Raw genomic sequence first — 24018 nt, 5'->3', positions numbered from 1 at the left:
TTGCCACGCCGACTCCCTCGGGGAGCGAGTGGCAAGCTCGACCTTTATCCCGCACCACAGAACTGAGCAGGAGACCTTAGGTAGTGTTTGGCGCCGTTGCGCGGATCTTCCGCACCCCCGACCTCCGCCGCAAGATCGGCTTCACTCTCGCGATCGTGGCGATCTTCCGGCTGGGGTCCTTCATCCCCGCTCCGTTCGTCAGCTTCAGCGCCGTGCAGGCGTGTCTCGCGGGTAACCAGGGCACCTCCGGCCTCTACGAGCTGGTGAACCTGTTCAGCGGCGGAGCCCTGCTCCAGCTGTCGATCTTCGCGCTCGGGATCATGCCCTACATCACGGCGTCGATCATCGTGCAGCTGCTGCGCGTGGTCATCCCGCACTTCGAGACCCTCTACAAGGAGGGCCAGTCGGGGCAGGGCAAGCTCACGCAGTACACGCGCTATCTCACGATCGCGCTCGGCGTCCTGCAGTCGACCACGCTCATCACCGTCGCCCGCTCCGGCGCCCTCTTCGGCAACTCCGGCGTGCCCGAGTGCTCAGCACTCATCATCACCGATGAGTGGTACTCCATCCTCCTCATGGTCGTCACCATGACCGCCGGCACCGGCATCATCATGTGGATGGGCGAGCTCATCACCGAGCGCGGCATCGGCAACGGTATGTCCCTCCTGATCTTCACGTCGATCGCCGCCCAGTTCCCCACCTCGCTCTGGTCGATCGCGCAGTCGCGCGGCTTCGAGACCTTCCTCCTCGTCCTCGCCGTGGGCCTCGTGCTCGTGGTCGCCGTGGTCTTCGTCGAGCAGTCTCAGCGGCGGGTGCCGGTGCAGTACGCGAAGCGGATGGTCGGCAGGAGGACTTACGGCGGTAACAACACCTACATCCCGATCAAGGTGAACATGGCCGGTGTCGTGCCCGTCATCTTCGCCTCGTCCCTGCTGTACCTGCCCGCGCTCATCGCGCAGTTCAACCAGCCTGCGGCGGGCCAGGAGGCTCCGGCCTGGGTCACCTGGATCACGAACTACCTCACCCAGGGCGATCACCCGCTCTATATGGCGCTGTACTTCCTCCTGATCGTCGGGTTCACCTACTTCTACGTCGCGATCACCTTCAACCCGGACGAGGTCGCCGACAACATGAAGCGCTACGGAGGCTTCATCCCCGGTATCCGCGCCGGCCGACCGACCGCCGAGTACCTCAACTACGTCCTGACCCGGGTGACGCTGCCCGGCTCGATCTACCTCGGGTTGATCGCACTGGTGCCGCTCGTGGCGCTCGCGCTGGTCGGCGCGAACCAGAACTTCCCGTTCGGCGGCACGTCCATCCTGATCATCGTTGGAGTCGGACTGGAGACCGTGAAGCAGATCGACTCCCAGCTGCAGCAGCGCCACTACGAAGGACTCCTCCGATGACGTCGCACCCGATCGGCTTCCGTCTCCTGCTGATCGGCCCTCCGGGCGCGGGCAAGGGGACCCAGGCCGCTCGGCTGAGCGAGATCCTGGAGGTCCCGGCGATCTCGACCGGCGACATCTTCCGCGCCAACGTCGCGAACGAGACAGAGCTCGGGCTCCAGGCCAAGGCGTACCTCGATGCCGGCCGCTATGTGCCGGACGAGCTGACCAACGCGATCGTGCACGACCGCCTTCAGGAGGCGGACGCGTCGACGGGATTCCTGCTCGACGGCTACCCGCGCACGACGGAGCAGGTCGACGAGCTCGACCGGATCCTCGCCGCCGACGACAACCGCCTCGATGCGGTGGTCCAGCTCACCGCCGACCCGGACGAGGTCGTGGCGCGCCTGCTCAAGCGCTCGCTCGAGCAGGGCCGCAGCGACGACACCGAGGACGTCATCCGCCGCCGCCTCGCCCTCTACGAGGAGCAGACGGCTCCGTTGATCGACGTCTACGCTGCTCGCGGGCTCGTCGTCGTGGTCGATGGTCTCGGCCCCGTCGAGGAGGTCACCGAGCGCATCGTCGTGGCGCTCGAGGGTCACCGGGTGAGTCGGCTCGACTCTCCGGCCGCCTGAGCCATGGCCCTGCGTTCGTCGCTGTACAAGACGCCCGCGCAGTTGCGCTCGATGCTCGCTCCCGGGCTCGCCACTGCCGCCTCGCTCGACGCAGTGCGCGCGGCGATCCGGCCGGGCGTGACCACGCTCGAGCTCGATGCGGTGGCGGAGGCGGCGATCATCGCCCTCGGCGGCCACTCCAATTTCAAGCTGGTGCCCGGATACCGCCACACGATCTGCGCGTCGGTCAACGACGAGGTCGTGCACGGGATCCCGGGCGGTCGCGTGCTCGAGCCGGGTGACATCGTCTCGATCGACAGTGGTGCCGAGATCGACGGCTGGAACGGCGATTCCGCGATGACGATCGTGCTGCCCGATCCGTCGAGACCGGACGAGATCGCGGCGCGAGAAGAGCTCTCCCGGGTCACAGAGGGCTCGCTCTGGCGTGGCATCGCCGCTCTCGCCTCCGCCCGTCACCTCAACGAGGTCGGCTCGGCGATCGAGGAGTACATCGAGGACGAGGCGGAGCGCTCCGGTCGCGTCTACGGGATCCTGACCGACTACATCGGCCACGGCATCGGCCGCAGCATGCACGAGGCGCCACCGGTGTTCAACTACCGTGTGCGCCAGCGCGGCCCCGAGGTGAAGCCCGGCCTGGTCGTCGCCATCGAGCCGATGGTCACGGCAGGCAGCGCTGAGACCGTGGTGCGCGACGACGAGTGGACCGTCGCCTCCGAGGACGGCAGCATGGCCGCGCACTGGGAGCACTCTGTCGCTGTACACCGCGACGGCATCTGGGTCACGACGCTCGCCGACGGGGGCACCGCAGGGCTCGCGCCGTACGGCGTCGTGCCGACTCCGTTCGCCTGAGCGCAGGGCGCCCACCCGTGGCGTCGACGGTGGTGCGTGCGCCGCCGAGCGCCGGTGCACCGACAGCGGTGGTCATCGAGCCCCGGTGAGTCAGCTGTCGATCACGCGCACCAGCTCTTCGATGAAGGCTCCGAAGTCGGTGGAGCGGCGGATCAGACGCTGGACCTCGGCCCGCTCCGCGAAAACCTCGACGAACTGGTCGAAGACCGACTGGAAGGTGCTGCGCCCCGCCGAGGCGAACGCGATCATCGCGATGACGTTCACGCGCTGCTCGCCCCATTCCATCGGCACGTCGTTGACGACGATCGCGATGGAGGTGCGCCGCGCGCTCATCGCCATGGCGTGCGGAACAGCGAGATTGTCGGTGAAGGCGGTCGAGCTCATCCGCTCCCGCTCGATGGCGCCGTCGACGTAGTCCTCGTCGATGATGCCGCCCGCGATCATCCGCTCACCGAGCATCCGGATCATCGCTGCCTCGTCGCGCGCGTGCACGTTGCGGAAGAACAGCGCCTCGTCGAAGAACTGCAGCAGCTCGTCCTTGATCTGCGCTCGCCGACGGTGCCGACGGACCCGCGCGATCGCACGTCGCACCGCCTCCACGTCGTGGTCGGTCAGGAAGGGCTGCACCACGACCACGTCGTCGGCGTACGGGCGCTCGTCGATGGTGGTGATCACCACGTCGGCGGTGAGGCGGTCCCAGTCGACATCGCTGCGCGTGATCAGCGAGCGCACCTCGACCTCGGTGCCCAGGGAGCGCTCGACCCGCAGCCGCAGCATGTGGGCGAGGTCGTAGTAGTTGGGGCAGACGATCACGCACGAGAGCCGCTCCTCCCTCCGCGAGACGCGTTCGAGGAACGAGCCGACGTGCAGGGCGATGTAGGCGATCTCGTCCTCGTTGACGGCGATCCCGCGGCGTCGTTGCAGGCCGCTGGCGAGGAACACGGCGATCTCGTAGGTCATCGGATAGCTCGTCTTGATCGAGCGGGTGAGGGGGTTGCGCGAGTAGCCGCCCTCGGCGGCCCGCGCGACGAGGTTGCGGACGTGCAACGCGAGACGGACGATGAAGCCCTCGTCGTCGAGGTCGACCAGGTACTCGCGGTTCACGTCGGCGACCAGCTCGCGCACGACGGTGAGATCCTCCGGGTCGAGGTAGTTCTCGACCACGGCTGCGACGGGCTCGTTCTGCCCGGGAGTCGCGACACGCGTCGTCATCAGGATCGCTAGCTGTGCGAGCTCGGCATCGGTCAGCCGCGTCGCGAAGTGCCGCTCGACCAGCTCGGCGAGCAGAGCAGCGAGCTCGCCGTGGATCGCGGGGGAGGGGCGCGAGCCGGCGGGGTCCCCGATCCCGCGCGCCACACGGTCGACCGCGATGGCGATGTGCAGCAGCACGCTGTTCACGCCGTAGTCGTTGATGTAGTAGCCACGGCTCTCGAGTGCGGTGAGCAACTCGGTCTTGAACGCGCCGAGGCCGGGCGAGGCGAACTCCCGCTGCACGTCGTCGAGGGTGAACACGCCCTGCGCGCTCTCGTCGCGGAACATCCGCGAGATCAGCCGTCGCCGCGCCTCCTCGCTGCCCTCGAGGCGGACGGACGAGACGCGGCGGACCAGGCCGAGGCCCGCTTCGTCGGCGAGAGCCTTCACCCGACGCAGGTCGGCGTCGATCGTCGACTCGCTCACCGAGAGCGCCTCCCCCAGGTCGAACACGTCGAGCCCGTCGTCGGAGTCGACGAGGCGCCGGACGACGCTGTAGAGCCGGTCGCGGGGAGTGTCCGGCTCGACGTCGCGACTGCGCTGTGTCTCCACGAACGCCGCGTAGGCGTCTCGGGCCAGGCGGTAGCCGTTGGCGGAGGACTCGACCGGTTCGAGCGGGGCGGCCTGCGCCTTCACGGCCGTGATGTAGCTCCGGACGCTGCGGGTCGTCACTCCGAGCCGGTCCGCGAGCTCGTGCGCCGTGACCCAACCGTCCGCGCGGGAGAGGTACTCCAGCAGTCGTTCGCGGTTGTCGGGCATCAGGCTCCAGGCGTGCGGGTCGGGAGGGACGCGGGGAGGCGCCCGGCCGGGCCGTGGGCCCGCTCGACGCGGGCGGCGAGTCGTCGGTGGTGGCAGTCAACCACCTCGTCAGCGCACTCGGGAGTCCCCGCGCCGCCGGTGCGCCGCGAGTCGCTTCCGCCCCCGCGGAAGATTGTCTGTTGGAACTCGGCGGCCCTCCCCGGGGATGCTTGGATGGATCACGACCCGGACGCGAGGAGGCGAACGTGGTGCAGAAGATCCTGATCGTCTGCGGAGCAGGCGCGTCGAGCACGTTCCTGGCGCACCGGCTCCGAGCAGGCGCGAAGGCGCACGGCATCGATGCCGTGTTCTGCTCCGAGACCCTCACGGGGCTCGAGCACTCGCTCCCCGAGGCGGACGTCCTCCTCGTCGGGCCGCACCTCGAGTCGCAGTTCGATGGACTCCGCCGGCGCGCGGAGGACATGGGAGCCGCGGCCGCCCTCCTCCCGCCCGACGTCTTCGGAGCGCACGGTGCCGATGCCGTGCTCGAGACCCTTCCCGTCCTCGTCGCCGCTCGCGCGGTCGTCGCAGGGACGGACGAGGACTCCTCCACCCGCCCGGTCCGTCCGGGTGCGCCCGATCCCGGGCACCACTGATGCAGTGCCCCGCTGCAGGATCAAGGAGAAACGTTCATGGTCGAGCGCACCGTGCAGGTTGCATCGTCGAAGGGCCTTCACGCCCGCCCCGCTTCGCTGTTCAGCCAGGCCGCGGCGAAGTCGGGTCAGAAGGTCCTCGTCGCCAAGGGGGCTGCGACCCCGGTGAACGCCGCGTCGATCCTCGGCATCATCTCGCTCGGCATCGAGCACGGCGACGAGCTCACGGTGACCGTCGAGGGGGACAACGAGCAGGCCGTTCTGGAGGAGCTCGCCGAGTTCCTCACCACCGATCACGATGCGTGATGGTGCGCGCGACGCCGCGCGTCGCGCGCACCATCACGCACGGCGGCAGCCCCGGCGCACGCGGCGCCGGTAGCCCGGAGACACAAGGCGACCCTCACCGGGTCGAACCCCGTCCCCCCGAAACCCAGCCGCCGGGGCCCCTCGCCCCCCTCCCGAGTCCCGCACGACAGGAACGAGCACCCATGACGCTGTCCACTCCTCAAACCGCCTACGCCTCTGCCAAGCTTCAGGGCACCGGGGTGGGGCGCGGGCTCGCGCTCGGTCCCGTCCTGCGCATGCCGGAGCCGCTCCCCGACCCCGAGGACACGCCCAGCACCCGCACCGTCGCGCAGGAGGAGGAGCGCGCGGTCGCGTCGCTCTCCGCCACCGCTGCGACCATCCGGCATCGGGGCGAGCGCGCCGGCGGCTCTGCGAAGGACGTGCTCGACGCGCAGGCCCTGATGGCCGAGGACCCGTCGCTCGCCGACGACGTCACGGCACGGATCGCCGGAGGAGCGACCGCCGAGCGTGCCGTGCACGAGGCTTTCGCCGGGTTCCGCGACCTGCTCGTCGCGATGGGCGGCTACATGGCTGAGCGTGCAACCGACCTCGACGACGTCTCACAGCGGGTGGTCGCCCACCTGCGCGGCGTTGCGGCGCCGGGCGTCCCGGAGTCGGAGGAGCCGTTCGTGCTCGTCGCCCGCGATCTCGCCCCGGCCGACACCGCTCTGCTCGACCTCGACAAGGTCCTCGGCCTGATCACGAGCGACGGTGGCCCGACCTCGCACACGGCGATCCTCGCCCGCGAGAAGTCGATCACCGCCATCGTCGGCACCACGGGTGCTCTCGATCTGCGCGACGGCCAGCTGGTCATCCTCGACGCCACGTCCGGCGTCGTGACGGTGAACCCCTCCGACGCCGAGATCGGTGCAGCGAAAGCCTCGATCACCGAGCGCGCGGAGATGCTCGCGGCCCCCGTCGTACCGGGCTCGCTGGCCGACGGCCACGCCGTGCCGCTGCTCGCGAACCTCGGCTCGGCCGACGGTGCAGAGAACGCGGTCGAGCTGGGAGCCGAGGGTGTGGGCCTGTTCCGCACCGAGTTCCTCTTCCTCGACGCCACGGAGGCGCCCAGCGTCGCCGAGCAGGCCGAGCAGTACACCCGTCTGCTCGCCGCCTTCCCGGGGAAGAAGGTCGTCGTCCGCGCACTCGACGCCGGCGCCGACAAACCGCTCAGCTTCCTCAACGACGACCACGAGGAGAACCCGGCGCTCGGGCTGCGTGGCCTCCGCGCCCTCCGCGCGAGCGAGCAGATCCTCCGCGACCAGCTCACCGCCCTCGCCCAGGCCGACGCGGCGACCGACGCCGACCTGTGGGTGATGGCCCCGATGGTCGCGACGGTAGACGAGACCCGCTACTTCACCTCGATGGCGCGGGAGCTCGGCATCCGCACCGCCGGCGTCATGGTGGAGGTGCCCTCGTCGGCGCTTCTCGCCGACAGGATCCTCGCGGTGGCGGACTTCGCCTCGATCGGTACCAACGACCTCACCCAGTACACGCTCGCCGCGGACCGCATGCTCGGCACAGTCTCGGCCTTCCAGGACCCATGGCACCCGGCCGTCCTCCGCCTCGTCGGCGAGGTCGGCCGCGCGGGAGCGGCACTGGCCAAGCCCGTCGGCATCTGCGGTGAGGCCGCCGCCGACCCGCTCCTCGCCGTCGTCCTCGTCGGACTCGGAGCGACGACCCTCTCGATGTCGCCGTCGGCACTGGCCGACGTGCGCGCCGAGCTGGCCGAGCACACCCTCGACGACGCCCAGCGGTACGCCGAGCTCGCGCTCGCGGCCGACAGTGCCGCCGCCGCCCGCTCCGCGGTGACCGAGGCGATCGCCGCCTCCTGACCCGCGGATCATCAGACCCACCCCCCTGCATCACCCCGCCACCCGGGAGCCGGGACGTCTCAGGAGCGTCCCGCCCGCCCGCCCCTAGAAATCGGAGAACACACCACATGACAACGACGTCAGCGACGTCGACGCGCGGTGGAGCGCGCGTCCACGTCCAGCGCTTCGGCACCTTCCTCTCGGGGATGGTCATGCCGAACATCGCAGCCTTCATCGCCTGGGGCTTCATCACAGCCCTGTTCATCGAGACCGGATGGCTCCCGCTGCTCGGTGTCGATGCCACCTGGGTCCAGCAGTTCGGCGGCTGGAGCTCGGACCCCGACGTGGTGAACACCGGGCTCGTTGGCCCGATGATCACCTACCTCCTGCCCCTGCTGATCGCGAACACCGGCGGGCGCATGATCTACGGCGCCCGAGGCGGCGTCGTCGGCACCATCGCGACCATGGGTGTCATCGTCGGCGCGGGCATCCCGATGTTCATCGGCGCCATGATCATGGGCCCGCTCTCGGCGTGGCTGATGAAGAAGGTCGACTCGATCTGGGACGGCAAGATCAAGCCCGGCTTCGAGATGCTGGTCAACAACTTCTCCGCGGGCATCCTCGGCCTGATCCTGGCGCTCCTCGCCTTCGCCGGAGTCGCGCCGCTCGTGGTCGCGTTCTCGGGTGCGCTCGGCGCCGGAGTCGAGTGGCTGGTGAACGCGGGACTGCTCCCGCTGACCAGCATCTTCATCGAGCCGGCCAAGATCCTCTTCCTCAACAACGCCATCAACCACGGCATCCTCACCCCGCTCGGTCTCCAGCAGGCCGACGAGACCGGCAAGTCGTTCCTCTTCCTCCTCGAGGCAAACCCCGGCCCGGGCCTCGGCGTCCTGCTCGCGTTCTCGATCTTCGGAGTCGGCGCCGCGCGCGCCTCCGCTCCCGGCGCTGCGATCATCCACTTCATCGGCGGGATCCACGAGATCTACTTCCCCTACGTGCTGATGAAGCCGGCCCTGCTCGCGGCCGTCATCCTCGGTGGCATGACCGGAGTCGCCACGAACGTCGCCTTCAACTCCGGCCTGCGGGGCCCGGCCTCGCCCGGCTCGATCATCGCGGTGCTCTTGCAGACCGCGAACGACAGCTTCGTCGGTGTGATCCTCTCGGTGATCCTCGCGACAGCGGTCTCGTTCGCCGTCGCGTCGGTGATCATCCGGGCCGGCCGCAAGCGCGACCTCGCCGCTACCGAGGAGGGCGACGACAAGCTCGCCGCAGCCGTCGCCGCGAACGAGGCCAACAAGGGCAAGGAGAGCGCGGTCGGCTCGCTGATCAACGCCCGCGGAGCGAACGCCCCGCAGGACTCCGCAGGCGCCTCGACCGCGGGGGCCACGGCCACCGCCACGCAGGTACGGAACATCGTCTTCGCCTGCGACGCGGGCATGGGATCGTCCGCGATGGGCGCCTCCGTGCTGCGGAACAAGATGAAGAAGGCTGGCTTCGAGGACGTCACGGTCACCAACAGGGCGATCGCCGCCCTCGAGGACGACGTGGACCTGGTGATCACCCAGGCGGAGCTCACTGAGCGCGCCCGCCAGCGCACCCCGGGTGCCATCCACGTCTCCGTCGACAACTTCATGAACAGCCCGAAGTACGACGAAGTCGTCTCGCTGGTCGCGGAGCAGCACGGCAAGTAGTACGCCAACCATTCGGAGGGAACCCGTAGGGTGCGACAGGGCGGACACGCTCTCTCGTCCCCGCGGGTTCCCTCGCTGTCAGCACCTCCACGGAAGGACGCACCCATGAGCGACGTGCTCACCATCGGACAGATCGACGCCTCCGGCACCGCCACCACGAAGGAGGCCGCCATCAAGGAGGCCGCCGACATGCTGGTCGGAGTCGGCGCGGTCACCCCCGCCTACTACGAGGCCATGCTCGCCCGCGAGGCGACCGTCTCGACCTACATGGGCAATCTGCTCGCCATTCCGCACGGCACGAACGACGCGAAGGACGAGATCCGCTCCTCCGCCCTCTCGTTCGTGCGCTACGCGCAGCCGATCGACTGGGACGGCAACGAGGTGCGCTTCGTCGTCGGCATCGCCGGGGTCGACAACGAGCACCTCGAGATCCTCTCGAAGATCGCCATCATCTTCTCGGAGGAGGACGAGGTGCAGAAGCTCCTCGACGCTCCCGACGCGCAGGCGCTCTACAGCGTGCTGGGCGAGGTCAACTCCTGATGCCCACCGCCGTCCACTTCGGCGCCGGCAACATCGGCCGCGGCTTCGTCGGCCTGATCCTGCACGGCGCCGGATACGAGCTCGTCTTCGCCGACGTGAACTCTGAGCTGATCGGCCGGCTCGCCGCCGCCGACAGCTACGAGGTGCACGAGGTGGGGGAGGACTCCGCGACCCACGTCGTCGACCGCTTCCGCGCCATCGACTCCGCCGCCGAGGAGGAGGCGCTCGTCCGCGAGATCGCCGCCGCCGACATCGTCACGACCGCGGTCGGTCCGAACATCCTCCGCTTCGTCGCTCCGGTGATCGCGAGAGGCCTCGCGGCTCGCGACGAATCGGCGCCGCGTCTCGCGGTGATGGCCTGCGAGAACGCGATCAACGCGACCCGCCTCCTGCAGACCGAGGTGGCGGCCGCCCTCGGCAGTGACGAGTGGGAGCGTCTGCGCACCCGCGCCGTCTTCGCCGACACCGCGGTCGACCGTATCGTGCCGAACCAGGAGACGGGGCAGGGTCTCGACGTCACGGTCGAGAGCTTCTTCGAGTGGGTCATCGACCGCACTCCCTTCGAGGGTGCCGAACCGGAGCTCCCCGGCGCGACGTACGTCGACGACCTCGAGCCCTTCATCGAGCGCAAGCTGTTCACGGTGAACACCGGGCACGCGACGGCGGCCTACGTCGGGTTCGCCGCGGGCGCGCACAAGCTCTCGGACGCCCTCGCGCTGCCGGACGTGCACGATGCGGTGAAGGCGGCCCTCGAGGACACCAAGGCGCTCCTCGTCGCCAAGCACGGATTCACCGATGCGGAGCAGCAGGCCTACCTCGAGAAGACGCTCGCGCGCTTCGCCAACCCGTACCTGACGGACACCGTCGACCGGGTGGGCCGTCAGCCGCTGCGCAAGCTCTCGCGGCACGAGCGCTTCGTCGGACCGGCCGCCGAACTCGCCGAGCGCGGGCGCACGCCGGACGGACTGCTGGCGGCGATCGCTGCCGCGCTGCGCTTCGACGTGCCGGAGGATCCGCAGAGCGTCGAGCTCAGGCAGAAACTGGCGTCGCTCACGCCGGAGGAGTTCGTCGCCGAGGTGACGGGCCTCACCGCTGAGCACCCGCTGTTCCCGCAGGTCGTGGCGGTCGTCAGGGGTTGACCCGACCGCGATGAAGGCAGGAGGTCCTCGGCCGCGGCGGAGGGCCTCCTGCCTTCACCGGCTGCGGTCCACCGTGCTGCGCAGGCTAGAAGAGCCGCCAGCGCGTGAGGGGCCAGGCCACCGCGAAGACGCGCCCGGTGACCCGCTCGAGCGGGACCGTCTTCACGCAGGCGTCGATCGGACCGGGGGCGCCGCGGCAGTCGCCGAGCGAGTCGTTCGAATTCGAGCGGTGGTCTCCGAGTACGAAGACCGAGTCCTCCGGCACCGTGTACTCGTCGAAGCAGCGCAGGGACGCGGGGCTCGTCGTGCAGTCGAGCGTCCCCGGGGCGAACGGGAAGTCCTCGAAGACGTAGGACTCGTCGAGCGGTTGCCCGTCGACGAGTACGTGGCCCTCGGCGTCGCAGCAGGAGACGGTGTGGCCGCCCTCGGCGATCAGGCGTTTCACGAGGAACTCCTCGTGTGAGGGGCCGATGCTGGTCACATCGCCGAAGGTCTTCACCGCCTCCGCGAGAGGGCTGCCCGGCTCGTCGGTGGCGCCCCACTCCGCGTCGCGGGTGAAGACGACGATCTGCCCCTCCTCGGGACCGCCCTGCAGCGAGAGCGTGCGGTCGACCAGGATCCGGTCGCCGAAGAAACCGCCGCCCTGCAGGGTGTTCTCCATCGATCCCGTGGGCACCGTGTACACCTTCACGAAGAAGGTCTGCACCAGGGCCAGGACCACGACCGCCACCAGCACCGACACCAGCGGGTGCGAGTACCAGCGCCGCTTCTCGGTGGACGACCTCGTCGTGCGCGCCATCCGCTCTCCCTCCGCTCGACGGGGCAAGCCTAGGCGGAGCCGTGCGCGGCGCCGGACGCGCGGCGCGGAAGTCCGCAGCCCAGGCGGAAGGCGGGGACCCCGGCAACGACACGCCCGAGGTGGCGGAGCGCGTCGGATTCGCGTAGCATCGACCCTTGGTGTTTTGCGCGTGCTCCGGCATGCCCACGAACCCCGATCCGGGCTCTCGCCCGGTGGTGGATCGTCGCGGAAACATTCGCACGACCAGTACACACACTACTTCCGAACGACAGTGAGGCTATGGCCAAAAAAGACGGTGTCATCGAAATCGAAGGTGCGGTTGTCGAGGCGCTCCCCAACGCGATGTTCCGCGTGGAGCTGACCAACGGACACAAGGTTCTCGCCCACATCTCGGGCAAGATGCGGCAGCACTACATCCGGATCCTCCCCGAGGACCGGGTGATCGTGGAGCTGAGCCCCTACGACCTGACCCGCGGCCGGATCGTCTACCGCTACAAGTAGGCGTTCGCTCCGCTGACGTTCGCGACGTGCGTGTCCTGTAAGGAACGGCCCCGGCATCCGCCGGGAGCACGACGCCAGCGAAATCAAGGACAAGAACAATGAAGGTCAACCCCAGCGTCAAGCGCATCTGCGACCACTGCAAGATCATCCGCCGCCACGGCAACGTGATGGTCATCTGCAGCAGCAACCCCCGTCACAAGCAGCGCCAGGGCTAGTCCCGCTGCTTCCGCGAGGGAGCGCAGGGGCGGCACGCCCGCCCCGACCGAACATCAGAACACACCCGCAGCACCAGAAATCGCGCAGCACCCCGGCTCGGCCTGGGTGGACGGCGAGGACACCTTCGGTCGGAGGCCGAGGCACCGGTGCTGCTTCACACCTCCACTCACTCACAGGAGAAGCCACAATGGCACGTCTGGCAGGAGTAGACATCCCGCGCGAGAAGCGCGTGGAGGTCGCACTGACCTACATCTACGGTGTGGGCCGCACGCGCGCGCTCAAGACACTGAGCGACACCGGGATCGACGGTGACATCCGCGTCAAGGATCTCAGCGACGAGCAGCTCGTCTCGCTCCGCGACTACATCGAGGGCAACTACAAGGTGGAGGGAGACCTCCGCCGCGAGGTCGCCGCCGACATCCGTCGCAAGGTCGAGATCGGCTCGTACGAGGGCCTCCGTCACCGTCGCGGCCTCCCGGTCCGTGGACAGCGCACCAAGACGAACGCGCGCACCCGCAAGGGCCCCAAGCGCACCGTCGCCGGCAAGAAGAAGGCCGGCCGCAAGTAACGCGGGCGACACGGACCTAGAGGAGATACACAAGTGGCTACCCCCAAGTCGGCTGCGCGCAAGCCGCGCCGCAAGGAGAAGAAGAACATCGCTGTGGGCCAGGCCCACATCAAGTCGACGTTCAACAACACCATCGTTTCGATCACCGACCCCTCGGGGGCCGTCATCAGCTGGGCCTCGTCCGGTGGAGTCGGCTTCAAGGGCTCGCGCAAGTCGACGCCGTTCGCCGCCCAGCTCGCCGCCGAGTCGGCCGCGCGCCAGGCCCAGGAGCACGGCATGAAGAAGGTCGACGTCTTCGTGAAGGGCCCGGGCTCGGGTCGCGAGACCGCGATCCGCTCGCTCCAGGCCGCCGGCCTCGAGGTCGGTTCGATCAACGACGTCACCCCGCAGGCGCACAACGGCTGCCGCCCCCCCAAGCGTCGCCGCGTCTGAGCAGCACTCGCAGCCGTCGGCCGACCGCACGAACCGCTTCCGCGCGGGGAGTGGGGCCGGCCGGCGGATCGCGCATTTCTTTCACAACTCCACACCTCGCAAACGCACGTGTCATATAGCGGACACGTGATCGAAAGGAATCATCAGTGCTTATCGCACAGCGTCCGACGCTCACCGAGGAGAACATCTCGGAGTTCCGTTCCCGCTTCGTCATCGAGCCTCTCGAGCCCGGCTTCGGCTACACGCTCGGCAATTCGCTGCGTCGCACCCTGCTGTCCTCCATCCCCGGCGCCGCTGTCACCAGCATCCGGATCGACGGGGTCCTGCACGAGTTCACGACCGTCCCGGGCGTCCGCGAGGACGTCACCGAGATCATCCTGAACATCAAGGGACTCGTTGTCTCCTCCGAGCATGACGAGCCGATCACCGCCTATCTGCGCAAGCAGGGCGCCGGCCAGGTCACCGCCGCAGACATCTCGGCGCCGGCCGGTGTCGAGATCCACAACCCCGAGCTCGTCATCGCCACGCTGAACGACAAGGCGAAGTTCGAGCTCGAGCTGACCATCGAGCGCGGACGCGGTTACGTCTCGGCGACTCAGAACCGCAGCGAGTTCTCCGAGGCCGGCCAGATCCCGGTCGACTCGATCTACTCGCCCGTGCTGAAGGTCACGTACCGCGTCGAGGCCACCCGTGCCGGCGAGCGCACCGACTTCGACCGCCTGGTCGTCGACGTGGAGACGAAGCCGGCGATCTCGCCGCGCGACGCGATCGCTTCCGCGGGTCGCACGCTGACCGAGCTCTTCGGCCTCGCCCGCGAGCTGAACAACGCGGCCGAGGGCATCGAGATCGGCCCCGCGCCGGTCGACGCGGTCCTCTCGACCGAGCTGTCCATGCCCATCGAGGACCTCGACCTGTCGGTGCGCAGCTACAACTGCCTCAAGCGCGAGGGCATCAACAACGTCAACGAGCTCGTCGCCCTCTCAGAGACGCAGCTCATGAACATCCGCAACTTCGGTCAGAAGTCGGTGGATGAGGTCAAGGAGAAGCTGACGGAGCTGGGCCTGTCGCTCAAGGACTCGGTTCCCGGGTTCGACGGCGCCCACTTCTACAGCTACGACGACGAGAGCATCTAGGTCTCTCGCCCCGGAGCCCACGGCTCCTCGCGTCCGACCTGCTGACACCCCTTTTAGTACTGGAGTAAACCCATGCCCAAGCCCACGAAGGGCCCCCGCCTCGGAGGCGGTCCCGCACACGAGCGTCTGCTGCTCGCGAACCTGGCCGCGGCCCTGTTCACGCACAAGAGCATCAAGACCACCGAGACCAAGGCCAAGCGCCTGCGCCCGCTCGCCGAGCGTCTGGTCACGTTCGCCAAGCGCGGCGACCTGCACGCCCGCCGTCGCGTCCTCGCGACGATCGGCGACAAGTCGGTCGTCCACGAGCTCTTCACCGAGATCGCTCCGCTCGTCGCCGAGCGCGAGGGCGGCTACACCCGCATCACCAAGATCGGCCCCCGCAAGGGTGACAATGCGCCCATGGCCGTCATCGAGCTCGTCCTCGAGCCCGTGACTCCGAAGGCGAAGACGTCGCGCACGACCACTGCACCGGTGTCCGCGCCGGTGGAGGACGCTCCTGCCGAGGAGGCGCCCGTCGACGAGACCCCCGTCGAGGAGACGTCCGCCGGGGACGCTTCCGCCGAGGACACCGTCGCTGCGGCAGAGGATGCCGACGAGACCAAGTAGTAGTCCCTCCTCTCGAGAGCCCTCCGCCCCTCAAGGGTCGGAGGGCTCTCGTCGTACCGCCCGCCGTCGCCCGGCCCCGCACTCGTTCTAGAATCGTCGGATGCTCCACCGCGTCCGCCTCGATCTGGCCTACGACGGCTCGCACTTCTCCGGCTGGGCCAAGCAGCCGGGCCTGCGCACGGTGCAGGGGGTCCTCGAGGAGTCGATCGCCCTGGTCCTGCGGTCGCAGGAGCACCCGACCGTCACCGTCGCGGGGCGCACGGACGTCGGCGTCCACGCGAGCGCGCAGGTCGCCCACGTCGACCTCACCGACGAGCAGTGGGCCCGCCTCAGCGGTGGCGGCCGCCGTGCGGGGGAGGAGCCGCTGCCGCCCGCGGCGATCCTCGAGCGCCGCCTGCGCGGGATCCTCGGCCAGTACACGGACGTGTCGGTCCATGGCGTCTCCGAGGCACCGGAGGGATTCGACGCGCGCTTCTCTGCACGCTGGCGCCGCTACGAGTACCGGCTGGCAGACGCCTCCTCGATGCGGCACCCGCTCGAGCGCGCGTCCACGACCTGGATCACCGATTCGCTCGACCTCCAGGCCATGTCGAGAGCGGCGCGCTCCCTCCTCGGTCTGCACGACTACGCCTCGTTCTGCCGGGCGCGCGAGGGCGCGACGACCATCCGGAGCCTCCTCGACTTCACCTGGGAGCGCGACGCGGACGGAGTGCTCCACGCCCACCTGCGCGCCGACGCCTTCTGCCACAGCATGGTGCGCGCTCTGGTGGGCGCGTGCGTCGCTGTGGGCGCAGGCAAGCTCGACGCGGCCGAGCTCCCGGTACTGCGCGACGCGACGCGCCGGACCAATGCGTTCGCGGTGATGCCGGCGCGCGGGCTGATTCTGCGAGAGGTCGACTACCCTGACGGTGCCTCGCTCGCCGAGCGTGCCGTCCTCACCCGCGCCAAGCGCACCGTGAGGACGGAGGGGCCGGAGAGGGAAGGCGCAGCATGATCCGCATCGTTCGAGCAGGAGTCGGAGCGGCCGTCCTGGCTCTCGTGCTCACGGGCTGCGCCTCGGGCACCATCGAGGTGCCGCCGGACGCCCAGGTCTCGATCCCGACGCCGTCCGTGGGGGATCGCTCGACGGCCGGCACGACCGGCGATGCGGACGCGACCGGCACCGAGCCGGCGCCCGCCGAGCCCCCCGCGCCCGCAGGAGCCGCCACCACGACCACGGGCGCGACCCTCGACTGCGCGAGCCTGCTCCCCCTCGACACGATCACGTCGGTGCTCGCACTGCCCGCCGGATTCGCCACCGCATCGGAGGCGAGCGACGGCTGCGCCTGGACCATCGCGGGGAACACCAGCGCGCTGACGGTCCAGTCCTCGACGGGCGGGGACGCCACCTCCTTCGCCGCGCTGCGCGACGCCGGACCCGCGCAGCCCAGCGAGGTCGGCGACAACGCGTTCTTCCGCGCAGGCGACCCCGCGGTCGACCCCGCCGCCACCCTGGTGGTGCTCGACGGCAGCCGCCTGGTGACCCTGCGCTCGTTCGTCGGCGACCAGCCGGCGCTCGAGTCGCTCGCGACCTCGGTGCTGAGCGCGATCGGCTGAGTGCACCAGGTCGGTTCCGCGGACGGCCGGTGGTGTCCGAGCGGTTGGGAACACCGGTGCAGTGCTGTAGTGTCGACCCTTGGTGTTTTCGGCCGTGTGCCGAGCACCCGAAGTTGAGCCCTCCACCGGATCGGTTCGGCCCCCTCGCGGGTCGAACGGCCACGGAGCGGGATTCACGAACACCTCACTCCGACCAGAAAGCAGCACTCACGTGACTCGCACTTTTTCTCCGAAGCCGGCTGATGTCCAGCACGACTGGATCGTCATCGACGCGTCCGACGTCGTGCTCGGCCGCCTCGCCACCCACGCCGCCGCACTCCTGCGCGGCAAGCACAAGGCCACGTTCGCCCCGCACATGGACATGGGCGACTTCGTCATCATCGTCAACGCCGAGAAGGTCGCCCTGACCGGTCAGAAGCTCCTCCAGAAGAAGGCCTACCGCCACTCCGGCTACCCGGGCGGCCTCTCGGCCACCACGTACGCCGAACTCCTCGAGAAGAACCCGGTCCGCGCCGTCGAGAAGGCCATCCGCGGCATGCTCCCCAAGAACTCCCTCGGCCGTGCGCAGCTGCGCAAGCTGAAGGTCTACACGGGCTCCGAGCACCCCCACGCGGCGCAGCAGCCCCAGGCGTACGCCTTCAACCAGGTCGCCCAGTAGGCTCCGGCCCTCCCCGACACCTCAGACTTCGAAGACAAAGGATCACCTACACCGTGGCGAAGATCGCAGACCAGATCGACGTGGCTCCCGAGAGCTACTCCACCGAAAGCCCGGCCACCGAGGCGTCCACGACGCCCCGCGCCGTCCTCAACGTCTCCGGCGCAGCCGTGGGCCGTCGCAAGCAGGCCATCGCCCGCGTGCGCCTGGTCCCGGGCTCCGGCAGCCTGACCGTGAACGCCCGCGAATTCGCGGAGTACTTCCCCAACAAGCTGCACCAGCAGCTGATCACCGACCCGTTCAAGGTCCTCGACCTCATCGGCTCGTACGACGTCGTGGCGAAGATCACGGGCGGCGGCCCCTCCGGCCAGGCCGGCGCGCTGCGGCTCGCCATCGCCCGTGCGCTCAACGAGATCGACCGCGAGAACAACCGCGCCGTCCTCAAGAAGGCGGGCTTCCTGACCCGTGACGCCCGCGTGATCGAGCGCAAGAAGGCCGGTCTCAAGAAGGCCCGCAAGGCGTCCCAGTTCTCGAAGCGCTAGTCGGCGCGGCCTGACGGCCGTACGACCAGCAGCTCGAGAAGGGACTGCGCACCATGCCGCGCCTGTTCGGAACAGACGGCGTCCGTGGCCTCGCCAATCGCGAGGTCACGGCCGACCTGGCTCTCGGCCTCGCTCAGGCGGCCGCCCGTGTACTCGGTGCGGCCGCCCGCGCGGAGGGCCGGCGCCCCGTCGCTGTCCTCGCTCGCGACCCTCGCATCTCCGGTCAGTTCATCGGAGCGGCGGTGGCCGCCGGGCTCGCGAGCGCGGGCGTCGATGTGCTCGACGCCGGCGTCATCCCGACGCCCGCGACCGCCTACCTGATCGCCGATGAGAACGCCGACTTCGGCGTGATGATCTCGGCGTCGCACAACCCCGCCGCCGACAACGGCATCAAGTTCTTCGCCGCGGGCGGCCGCAAGCTGCCCGATGAGCTCGAGAACCGCATCGAGGCGGCGTTGGGAGTGCCCGCGCTCACCCCGACGGGAGCCGACGTCGGTCGGATCCGCCGCTTCTCCGATGCCGAGGACCGGTACGTCCTCCACCTGCTCGGCTCCCTCGAGGGGGTCCGGCTGGATGGTCTGCACGTCGTCATCGACTGCGCGCACGGCGCCGCCGCCGGCATCTCGCCCCAGGTCTTCACCGACGCAGGAGCCATCGTCACCGTGATCGGCAACGACCCGGACGGCCTCAACATCAACGACGGAGTCGGCTCCACCCACCTCGAGAACGTCGCGTCCGCCGTCCGCGCGGCCGGTGCCGATCTCGGTATCGCCCACGACGGCGACGCCGACCGCTGCCTCGCCGTCGACGCGGAGGGCCGCACGGTCGACGGCGACCAGATCATGGCGATCCTCGCCACCTCGATGGCGCGCCGCCGCGTCCTGCTCGATGACGTCCTCGTCGCGACCGTGATGAGCAACCTCGGCCTCAAGCTCGCGATGGCCGACGCTGGGATCCGCGTGATCGAGACGTCGGTCGGCGACCGCTATGTGCTCGAGGCGATGAACGACGGCGGCTATTCGCTCGGCGGTGAGCAGTCGGGGCACGTCATCATGAGTCGCTACGCCACCACCGGTGACGGCGTGCTCACCGGACTCCAGCTGGCGGCCGAGATGGCGCGCACCGGCCGAAGCATCGCTGAGCTCGCCGCGGTGATGGCCGTGTTCCCGCAGACGCTCGTCAACGTGCGCGGCGTCGACCGCGAGGGCGTGCACGACGACGCGGTGATCGCCTCCGCCATCGCGGACGCCGAGACCGAGCTGGGCAGCGACGGCCGAGTCCTCCTGCGGCCCTCCGGCACGGAGCCGATGGTGCGGGTCATGGTCGAGGCGAAGACGCAGGAGACGGCGGACCGTCTCGCGGGGGCGCTCGCGGACGTCGTGCTCGAGCGGCTCCGCTCCGCTCCGTAGCCGGGCGGGCGCCTCCGCCGAGAACCTCGGCTCGTCGGATCGCGTCCGGGCCGGAGGGTCCGGGCGCGGCAGGCGTGCCGAACGGGCTTCCGGGAGCCGCAGGGTATCCGCTGCGCCCGAGGTCGTCGTGGGCGGGTGCGTCAGATCTTGCGCAGCAGCACCGACGAGACCGCGTGATCGGCCTGCTTGCGCAGGACGAGGCTCGCGCGAGAGCGCGTCGGACGAACGTTCTGCACGAGGTTCGGCTCGTTGATGGCTGACCAGATGCTCCGGGCGCGCTCGCGGGCCTCGTCGGGAGTGAGCGCCGCGTAGCGGTGGAAGTACGAGTTCGGGTTCGTGAAGGCGCCCTGCTGGAGGGTGAGGAAGCGCTCCTCGTACCAGCGGGCGATGTCGCTCGTGCGCGCGTCGACGTAGACGGTGAAGTCGAACAGGTCGCTCACGGCGAGCCCGTGCCCGGGAACGGGCGGCTGCAGCACGTTCAGTCCCTCGACGATCAGCACATCGGGTCGCCGCACCACGATCTCGGCGTCGGGGACGATGTCGTACGACAGGTGGGAGTAGAACGGGGCGCGCACCTCGGCGGCGCCCCCCTTCACCTCCGAGACGAAGCGGAGGAGCGCGCGCCGGTCGTACGACTCCGGGAACCCCTTGCGGCTCATCAGCCCACGGCGTTCGAGCTCGCGGTTGGGCAGGAGGAAGCCGTCGGTCGTCACGAGTTCGACGCGCGGAGTGTCGTCCCAGCGGGCGAGCAGCTCCCGGAGCAGACGGGCGATGGTCGATTTGCCGACGGCGACGGAGCCGGCGACGCCGATCACGAAGGGAGTGGGTCGAGCGCGCTCGCCGAGGAACGTGCTCGTCGCGCGGTGCAGCTGGCGCGCACCTCCCGCATAGAGCGTGATCAGGCGCGAAAGGGGGACGTAGACCTCCGCAACCTCGGTGAGGTTCAGCCGGTCGCCGAGCCCCCGCAGCTGCACCACCTCGGTCTCGGTGAGCGGCAGGTCCGTGCTGCGGGCCAGCTCGGCCCAGTCGGAGCGGACGATCTCGACGAACGGCGAGGGATGCGCCTCGCGCGCGTGATCGCGAGGAGACGACGGCATGAGCACCGATCCTAGCGTTCGCGCCGCCGCGCGCCGGACGCCTCGGGAGCGTCCTTCTGGCCGCTTAGAATCGAGCGCATGTGTGGAATCGTTGGATACGTCGGCGCGCGCGACAGCCTGGCCGTGCTGCTCGGAGGCCTGAAGCGCCTGGAGTACCGGGGGTACGACTCGGCCGGCGTCGCCGTGATCGACTCCGACGGACGGATCGACAGCCGCAAGCGCTCCGGCAAGCTCAGCGTCCTGGTCGACGATCTCGAGGCGAGCCCGCTGTCCGAGGGGACCACCGGCATCGGTCACACCCGCTGGGCGACGCACGGCGGCCCGACCGATCGCAACGCCCACCCGCACCTCGCCGACGGCGGGAGGCTCGCCGTCATCCACAACGGCATCATCGAGAACTTCCAGCCGCTCAAGGAGGAGCTGCTCGCCGAGGGCGCCGTCTTCGAGAGCGAGACCGACACCGAGGTCGCCGCCCACCTGATCGCCCGCGAGTACCGCCGGACCGGCGATCTCGTGCTGGCGTTCCAGGCCGTCGTGGCGCACCTCGAGGGCGCGTTCACGCTGCTCGCCCTGCACCAGGACCAGCCCGGCGTCGTGGTCGGCGCGCGCCGCAACTCCCCGCTCGTGATCGGCCTGGGCGACGGCGAGAACTTCCTCGGCTCGGACGTCGCGGCGTTCGTCGAGTTCACCCGCCGCGCGGTCGCCATCGGGCAGGACCAGATCGTGACGATCACTCCCGAGCTCGTCACCGTGACCGACTTCTTCGGCAATGCGGTCGAGACGGAGCCGTTCGAGATCGCGTGGGACGCCTCCGCCTCGGAGAAGGGCGGCTGGTCGAGCTTCATGGCGAAAGAGATCACCGAGGGGCCGGAGGCGGTCGCGAACACGCTCCGCGGCCGCATCCACGAGGGCGCGATCACCCTGCCCGAGCTCGCGGCGCTCGACCCGGTCCTCACCGGCATCGATCGCATCACCGTCATCGCGTGCGGCACCGCCGCCTACTCGGGCATGGTCGCCAAGTACGCGATCGAGAAGTGGGCGCGCGTGCCCGTCGAGGTCGAGCTGAGCCACGAGTTCCGCTACCGCGATCCCGTGCTCAGCCCGCGGACGCTCGTGATCTCGATCAGCCAGTCCGGCGAGACGATGGACACGCTGATGGCGGTCAAGTATGCCCGCGAGTACGGTGCCAAGACGCTCTCGGTCTGCAACACCCAGGGGGCGACGATCCCGCGCGAGTCCGACGCCGTCCTCTACACGCATGCGGGCCCGGAAGTGGCGGTCGCCTCGACCAAGGCCTTCGTCGCCCAGATCGCGGCCCTCTACCTCTTCGGGCTGCACCTGGCGGCCGTGCGCGGAGCCGCCTCCGTCGAGCTGGTGGCCGCGCAGGCCGCGCAGCTGGCCGCGATCCCCGAGAAGCTGTCCCGCGTGCTGGATGCCTCCGACGACATCGCGCAGCTCGCAGGCTGGATGGCCGACACCCGCGCGGTGCTGTTCCTGGGCCGCCACGTGGGCTACCCGGTCGCGCTCGAGGGCGCGCTGAAGCTCAAGGAGCTCGCCTACATCCATGCCGAGGGCTTCGCGGCCGGCGAGCTCAAGCACGGGCCGATCGCGCTGATCGAGCCTGGTCAGGTCGTCTTCGTGATCGTGCCGAGTCCGAGCGAGTCGTACGAGCTGCAGCGCAAAGTGATCTCGAACATCCAGGAGATCAAGGCCCGCGGCGCCCGCGTCATCGCGATCGCGGAGCAGGGCGACACCGCGGCGATCCAGATCGCTGACGAGGTGGTGCCGATCCCGCTCGCCGACCCGCTGTTCGAGCCGCTGCTCGCTGTGACTCCACTGCAGATGTTCGCGATGGAGCTCGCCTCGGCCAAGGGCCTCGATGTCGACCAGCCGCGCAACCTGGCCAAGTCGGTCACCGTCGAGTGACCACGTCGTGATCGTCGGGATCGGGGTGGACGTGGTGGATCTCGCGCGCTTCGAGCGTTCGCTGCTGCGCACACCGCGGCTCCGCGAGCGCTTGTTCGCTGAGAGCGAACGCGAGCTGCCGGTCGCCTCCCTGGCGGGCCGTTTCGCGGCGAAGGAGGCGCTGATCAAGGCACTCGGCGACTCCGCTGGCGCCGGATGGCACGACATGGTGGTCGAGCGCGATCAGCACGGTAACCCCTCCTTCGCTCTGCACGGCGCCGCCCGTGTAACCGCCGAGGAGCGCGGGATCAGCACGGTGCACCTCTCGATGACGCACGACGCCGGAGTGGCCTGCGCGTTCGTGGTGGCGGAGTCGTGAGGGCACCGCTGTCGTACCGCGAGGCGCTGATCGACGTCGAGGCGATCGCGGCGAACGTCGCGCGTCTGCGCGAGCTGACCGGAGCCCGCCGGCTGATGGCGGTCGTCAAGGCCAACGGCTACGGACACGGCGCCCTCGCGGCCGCCCAGGCGGCTCTCGCCGGCGGCGCGGATGCGCTCGGAACGGCGGAGCTGCGCGAGGCGGTCGCCCTGCGCGAGGCCGGTATCGTCGCTCCGCTGCTCTGCTGGCTGCACGACCCGGGTGAGGACTTCGACGCGGCGCTCGAGCACGCGATCGACGTGGCCGTCTCGTCCGTGGAACAGCTCGACGCGCTCGCGCAGGCCGCCGAGGATCGCGGCGTCCGCGCCGCCGTGCAGCTGAAGGTCGACACCGGCCTCAGCCGCAACGGCGCTCCGGAGGAGGAGTGGCCGCGGCTCGCCCTGGCGCTCGCCCATCACGCCGCGCGCGGCTCCCTGCACCTCACCGGTCTGTTCTCGCACCTCTCCAACGCATCCCCCGCCGACGACCACGAGCAGCTGAGCGTGCTGCGCCGCGCTGACGCGCTGCTGCGCGAGAACGGTCTCCACGCGCCCGTCGTGCACCTGGCCGCGACCGCGGCCGCAGTGCGACTCCCGGAGACGAGACTCGACATGGTGCGCACCGGCATCGGCGTCTACGGCCTCTCGCCTTTCGACGACGAGACCTCGCTCGAGCTGGGGCTCGTTCCGGCGATGACGCTCCAGGGCAGGATCGCGGGCGTCCGCCGCGTCGAGCCGGGCACGGGCGTCAGCTACGACTACACCTGGCGGGCCGAGGGGGTGACGACGCTCGCGCTCGTGCCCTTCGGCTACGCCGACGGGATCCCGCGCAGCGCCTCCGGGGTCGCCGAGGTCGCGATCGGCGGGCGGCGCCACCGGATCGCCGGGCGCGTCGCCATGGACCAGTTCGTCGTCGAGGTGGGCGATGCTCCCGTCGCGGTCGGCGACCCGGTCGTCCTGTGGGGCGACCCGACCACCGGGGCCCCCTCGGTCGACGAGTGGGCGCGCTGGTGCGGGACGATCAACTACGAACTGGTGACCCGGCTCGGGCCGCGTGTGCAGCGGAGGGTGCTCTCTGAGGCGGACGGCCGTGCCTGAGCGG

26 protein-coding genes are annotated in these 24018 nt (G+C 69.8%); 23 read left to right on the top strand and 3 right to left on the bottom strand.

Annotation, left to right across the window (positions count from 1 at the left end):
• The first annotated feature begins 83 nt into the window (after positions 1–83).
• The 3 genes from secY to map are packed head-to-tail and all read left to right on the top strand — an operon-like array spanning position 84 to position 2869.
• Positions 84–1406: a preprotein translocase subunit SecY gene (gene secY, locus GSU10_RS11955; protein WP_068209412.1), complete on the top strand. Its 1323-nt coding sequence runs from the start codon at positions 84–86 to the stop codon at positions 1404–1406.
• The gene (locus GSU10_RS11950) at positions 1403–2020 is read left to right on the top strand and encodes an adenylate kinase (protein WP_068209409.1); all 618 of its coding nucleotides are present in this window, start codon (positions 1403–1405) and stop codon (positions 2018–2020) included. Before secY ends, GSU10_RS11950 begins: the two co-directional genes overlap by 4 nt.
• 3 nt (positions 2021–2023) lie before the next feature.
• A complete protein-coding gene (map, locus tag GSU10_RS11945; protein WP_132504944.1) occupies positions 2024–2869 on the top strand; it encodes a type I methionyl aminopeptidase in 846 nt (281 codons plus the stop codon).
• 90 nt (positions 2870–2959) lie between these two features.
• Here the strand turns inward: map and GSU10_RS11940 are convergent, their stop codons facing one another.
• Complete coding sequence (locus GSU10_RS11940; RefSeq protein WP_068209406.1) at positions 2960–4879, bottom strand: BglG family transcription antiterminator; 1920 nt, start codon at positions 4877–4879, stop codon at positions 2960–2962.
• A gap of 245 nt (positions 4880–5124) precedes the next feature.
• Here GSU10_RS11940 and GSU10_RS11935 point away from each other — a divergent pair, with 245 nt between their 5' ends.
• The 6 genes from GSU10_RS11935 (at position 5125) to GSU10_RS11915 (ending at position 11040) form a co-directional block, all read left to right on the top strand.
• On the top strand, positions 5125–5514 hold the full coding sequence (locus GSU10_RS11935) for a PTS sugar transporter subunit IIB (RefSeq protein ID WP_068209403.1): 390 nt from the start codon (positions 5125–5127) through the stop codon (positions 5512–5514).
• 36 nt (positions 5515–5550) lie between these two features.
• Positions 5551–5817 carry an HPr family phosphocarrier protein gene (locus GSU10_RS11930; RefSeq protein ID WP_068209400.1) on the top strand — a complete coding sequence of 89 codons (267 nt, stop codon included), beginning with the start codon at positions 5551–5553 and terminating at the stop codon, positions 5815–5817.
• A 182-nt stretch (positions 5818–5999) separates the two neighbouring features.
• Entirely contained in the window at positions 6000–7691 is a 1692-nt protein-coding gene (gene ptsP / locus GSU10_RS11925) for a phosphoenolpyruvate--protein phosphotransferase (RefSeq protein WP_132504942.1), read from the top strand.
• A 107-nt stretch (positions 7692–7798) separates the two neighbouring features.
• Positions 7799–9361 (top strand): PTS mannitol transporter subunit IIBC, encoded by a 1563-nt coding sequence (locus tag GSU10_RS11920; RefSeq protein WP_068211172.1) that lies wholly within the window; start codon positions 7799–7801, stop codon positions 9359–9361.
• A gap of 105 nt (positions 9362–9466) precedes the next feature.
• Positions 9467–9901 carry a PTS mannitol transporter subunit IIA gene (locus GSU10_RS15520; protein ID WP_068211169.1) on the top strand — a complete coding sequence of 145 codons (435 nt, stop codon included), beginning with the start codon at positions 9467–9469 and terminating at the stop codon, positions 9899–9901.
• Positions 9901–11040: a mannitol-1-phosphate 5-dehydrogenase gene (locus GSU10_RS11915; RefSeq protein WP_132504940.1), complete on the top strand. Its 1140-nt coding sequence runs from the start codon at positions 9901–9903 to the stop codon at positions 11038–11040. The genes GSU10_RS15520 and GSU10_RS11915 overlap by 1 nt, the downstream gene beginning before the upstream one ends.
• An 85-nt stretch (positions 11041–11125) precedes the next feature.
• Here GSU10_RS11915 and lepB read toward each other — a convergent pair whose 3' ends face one another.
• Positions 11126–11839: a signal peptidase I gene (gene lepB / locus GSU10_RS11910; RefSeq protein WP_068211166.1), complete on the bottom strand. Its 714-nt coding sequence runs from the start codon at positions 11837–11839 to the stop codon at positions 11126–11128.
• 279 nt (positions 11840–12118) lie between these two features.
• Between lepB and infA the strand changes: the two genes are divergently transcribed.
• The 11 genes from infA to glmM all read left to right on the top strand — a co-directional run bounded on the left by infA (position 12119) and on the right by glmM (position 19497).
• Positions 12119–12340, top strand: a complete 222-nt coding sequence (infA, locus tag GSU10_RS11905) for a translation initiation factor IF-1 (protein ID WP_022883252.1) — start codon at positions 12119–12121, stop codon at positions 12338–12340.
• Between the two features lie 98 nt (positions 12341–12438).
• Positions 12439–12555 carry a 50S ribosomal protein L36 gene (rpmJ, locus tag GSU10_RS11900; RefSeq protein WP_055787164.1) on the top strand — a complete coding sequence of 39 codons (117 nt, stop codon included), beginning with the start codon at positions 12439–12441 and terminating at the stop codon, positions 12553–12555.
• A gap of 188 nt (positions 12556–12743) precedes the next feature.
• Complete coding sequence (gene rpsM / locus GSU10_RS11895) at positions 12744–13124, top strand: 30S ribosomal protein S13 (RefSeq protein ID WP_068211163.1); 381 nt, start codon at positions 12744–12746, stop codon at positions 13122–13124.
• Between the two features lie 33 nt (positions 13125–13157).
• A complete protein-coding gene (gene rpsK / locus GSU10_RS11890) occupies positions 13158–13556 on the top strand; it encodes a 30S ribosomal protein S11 (protein ID WP_055787170.1) in 399 nt (132 codons plus the stop codon).
• A 146-nt stretch (positions 13557–13702) separates the two neighbouring features.
• Positions 13703–14689, top strand: a complete 987-nt coding sequence (locus GSU10_RS11885) for a DNA-directed RNA polymerase subunit alpha (RefSeq protein WP_068211160.1) — start codon at positions 13703–13705, stop codon at positions 14687–14689.
• A 72-nt stretch (positions 14690–14761) separates the two neighbouring features.
• Positions 14762–15295, top strand: a complete 534-nt coding sequence (gene rplQ, locus GSU10_RS11880) for a 50S ribosomal protein L17 (RefSeq protein ID WP_068211157.1) — start codon at positions 14762–14764, stop codon at positions 15293–15295.
• Between the two features lie 100 nt (positions 15296–15395).
• The gene (locus tag GSU10_RS11875; protein ID WP_068211154.1) at positions 15396–16289 is read left to right on the top strand and encodes a tRNA pseudouridine synthase A; all 894 of its coding nucleotides are present in this window, start codon (positions 15396–15398) and stop codon (positions 16287–16289) included.
• On the top strand, positions 16286–16891 hold the full coding sequence (locus GSU10_RS11870; protein WP_068211151.1) for a hypothetical protein: 606 nt from the start codon (positions 16286–16288) through the stop codon (positions 16889–16891). Before GSU10_RS11875 ends, GSU10_RS11870 begins: the two co-directional genes overlap by 4 nt.
• 211 nt (positions 16892–17102) lie before the next feature.
• A complete protein-coding gene (gene rplM, locus GSU10_RS11865) occupies positions 17103–17549 on the top strand; it encodes a 50S ribosomal protein L13 (protein ID WP_068211148.1) in 447 nt (148 codons plus the stop codon).
• Positions 17550–17602: 53 nt separating this feature from the next.
• Entirely contained in the window at positions 17603–18088 is a 486-nt protein-coding gene (gene rpsI, locus GSU10_RS11860) for a 30S ribosomal protein S9 (protein ID WP_068211145.1), read from the top strand.
• A 53-nt stretch (positions 18089–18141) separates the two neighbouring features.
• A complete protein-coding gene (gene glmM, locus GSU10_RS11855) occupies positions 18142–19497 on the top strand; it encodes a phosphoglucosamine mutase (RefSeq protein WP_068211135.1) in 1356 nt (451 codons plus the stop codon).
• Between the two features lie 140 nt (positions 19498–19637).
• On the opposite strand, the gene coaA is transcribed toward glmM, so the two are convergent.
• Positions 19638–20594, bottom strand: coding sequence for a type I pantothenate kinase (coaA, locus tag GSU10_RS11850; RefSeq protein WP_068211132.1), 957 nt, complete (start codon positions 20592–20594; stop codon positions 19638–19640).
• A 78-nt stretch (positions 20595–20672) separates the two neighbouring features.
• Here coaA and glmS point away from each other — a divergent pair, with 78 nt between their 5' ends.
• From glmS to alr, 3 genes are read left to right on the top strand one after another with little or no spacing between them, the layout of a single operon-like run.
• Positions 20673–22520, top strand: coding sequence for a glutamine--fructose-6-phosphate transaminase (isomerizing) (gene glmS, locus GSU10_RS11845; RefSeq protein ID WP_068211129.1), 1848 nt, complete (start codon positions 20673–20675; stop codon positions 22518–22520).
• A gap of 7 nt (positions 22521–22527) precedes the next feature.
• Positions 22528–22878, top strand: coding sequence for a holo-ACP synthase (locus GSU10_RS11840; RefSeq protein WP_068211126.1), 351 nt, complete (start codon positions 22528–22530; stop codon positions 22876–22878).
• Positions 22875–24014, top strand: a complete 1140-nt coding sequence (alr, locus tag GSU10_RS11835) for an alanine racemase (protein WP_132504938.1) — start codon at positions 22875–22877, stop codon at positions 24012–24014. The genes GSU10_RS11840 and alr overlap by 4 nt, the downstream gene beginning before the upstream one ends.
• Positions 24015–24018: the final 4 nt, after the last annotated feature.

Source organism: Rathayibacter tanaceti, from assembly GCF_009834165.1.
GTDB classification, from domain to species: domain Bacteria; phylum Actinomycetota; class Actinomycetes; order Actinomycetales; family Microbacteriaceae; genus Rathayibacter; species Rathayibacter tanaceti.
The sequence above is the reverse complement of the archived record's forward strand: the minus strand, read 5'-3'. Positions and strand labels throughout refer to the sequence as shown.

Coding starts and splice junctions, on each gene's coding strand:
- GSU10_RS15520 (WP_068211169.1), top strand. CDS start 9,467: ATGAGCGACGTGCTCACCATCGGACAGATCGACGCCTCCGGCACCGCC.
- GSU10_RS11950 (WP_068209409.1), top strand. CDS start 1,403: ATGACGTCGCACCCGATCGGCTTCCGTCTCCTGCTGATCGGCCCTCCG.
- glmS (WP_068211129.1), top strand. CDS start 20,673: ATGTGTGGAATCGTTGGATACGTCGGCGCGCGCGACAGCCTGGCCGTG.
- rpmJ (WP_055787164.1), top strand. CDS start 12,439: ATGAAGGTCAACCCCAGCGTCAAGCGCATCTGCGACCACTGCAAGATC.
- GSU10_RS11930 (WP_068209400.1), top strand. CDS start 5,551: ATGGTCGAGCGCACCGTGCAGGTTGCATCGTCGAAGGGCCTTCACGCC.
- infA (WP_022883252.1), top strand. CDS start 12,119: ATGGCCAAAAAAGACGGTGTCATCGAAATCGAAGGTGCGGTTGTCGAG.
- rplQ (WP_068211157.1), top strand. CDS start 14,762: ATGCCCAAGCCCACGAAGGGCCCCCGCCTCGGAGGCGGTCCCGCACAC.
- GSU10_RS11920 (WP_068211172.1), top strand. CDS start 7,799: ATGACAACGACGTCAGCGACGTCGACGCGCGGTGGAGCGCGCGTCCAC.
- map (WP_132504944.1), top strand. CDS start 2,024: ATGGCCCTGCGTTCGTCGCTGTACAAGACGCCCGCGCAGTTGCGCTCG.
- GSU10_RS11870 (WP_068211151.1), top strand. CDS start 16,286: ATGATCCGCATCGTTCGAGCAGGAGTCGGAGCGGCCGTCCTGGCTCTC.
- coaA (WP_068211132.1), bottom strand. CDS start 20,594: ATGCCGTCGTCTCCTCGCGATCACGCGCGCGAGGCGCATCCCTCGCCG.
- ptsP (WP_132504942.1), top strand. CDS start 6,000: ATGACGCTGTCCACTCCTCAAACCGCCTACGCCTCTGCCAAGCTTCAG.
- lepB (WP_068211166.1), bottom strand. CDS start 11,839: ATGGCGCGCACGACGAGGTCGTCCACCGAGAAGCGGCGCTGGTACTCG.
- GSU10_RS11915 (WP_132504940.1), top strand. CDS start 9,901: ATGCCCACCGCCGTCCACTTCGGCGCCGGCAACATCGGCCGCGGCTTC.
- glmM (WP_068211135.1), top strand. CDS start 18,142: ATGCCGCGCCTGTTCGGAACAGACGGCGTCCGTGGCCTCGCCAATCGC.
- rpsM (WP_068211163.1), top strand. CDS start 12,744: ATGGCACGTCTGGCAGGAGTAGACATCCCGCGCGAGAAGCGCGTGGAG.
- GSU10_RS11875 (WP_068211154.1), top strand. CDS start 15,396: ATGCTCCACCGCGTCCGCCTCGATCTGGCCTACGACGGCTCGCACTTC.
- GSU10_RS11940 (WP_068209406.1), bottom strand. CDS start 4,879: ATGCCCGACAACCGCGAACGACTGCTGGAGTACCTCTCCCGCGCGGAC.